The sequence below is a fragment of the Craterilacuibacter sp. RT1T genome, from assembly GCF_023502145.1.
In the GTDB taxonomy this organism is placed as follows: domain Bacteria; phylum Pseudomonadota; class Gammaproteobacteria; order Burkholderiales; family Chromobacteriaceae; genus Craterilacuibacter.
Window position 1 is genome coordinate 1 of record NZ_JAMFLI010000030.1, and the last position, 700, is coordinate 700.

The 700-nt window shown below is 61.9% G+C and carries 1 protein-coding gene; it reads right to left on the bottom strand.

The features are described 5' to 3' along the window. A partial coding sequence (locus tag M3P88_RS15800; protein ID WP_249616951.1) for an IS4 family transposase occupies positions 1 to 700 on the bottom strand: 700 nt, incomplete at both ends.

The window sequence follows — 700 nt, forward strand, 5'->3', positions numbered from 1 at the left end:
CCTCCCAGCGTGCCCGGTACCAGTCGATCAAGGTCGCTGCCGCCTCCAGATCAGGTACAACCCGATTGGTCAGCAACCGCCATTCCAAGCCTTTTACGCCCGGGGGCGGTTCAAGTTCGGTTGCCACAACGGCGCTCACTTCCAGCATCTTGCCGTTAATCGGCAACTTGACGCGCTGAATGCGAACACTTTGCCGCACGGGGCGAGCCTTCTGGCCATGACGGGACGGCAGATCGAACAGGATCTCGCCGCAAGCTTCCATATGCGCGACCTGATCCCATAAACGCTCGCCTTTTTTGGCCAGCTTACGGTTGTGCTGGCTGCGCAGCAGCCAGTCCGCCGGATGACCCAATGCAGCCGCGCGCTGCATCAGCCCCAGCATGTCGCCTTCACGGTCAGCGACATAGACCAGACGGACTTCAGGCAGGGCTTGAGCCTGCTCGGCGACCCGCTCGTAGCCTTCGATCCAGCGTGTACTTTCCTTGATGGCGGGTGGTCGACGGCCATCTTTGCCCTTGGGCTCCCGCGCCCACATCCAGGCATCCAGCACGCCGAGCGGTATCCGGTCTTTGGTGACGGCCAGCGTGGCATGCAGATACATGCCGCGCTGGGCTTCATAGCTCAACGGGCCAAGCCCTTCGATAGTCTGGCCGTTGAAGTCCAGTTCGGTGGTGTCCTGCAGGCAGAGAACCACCGGTTC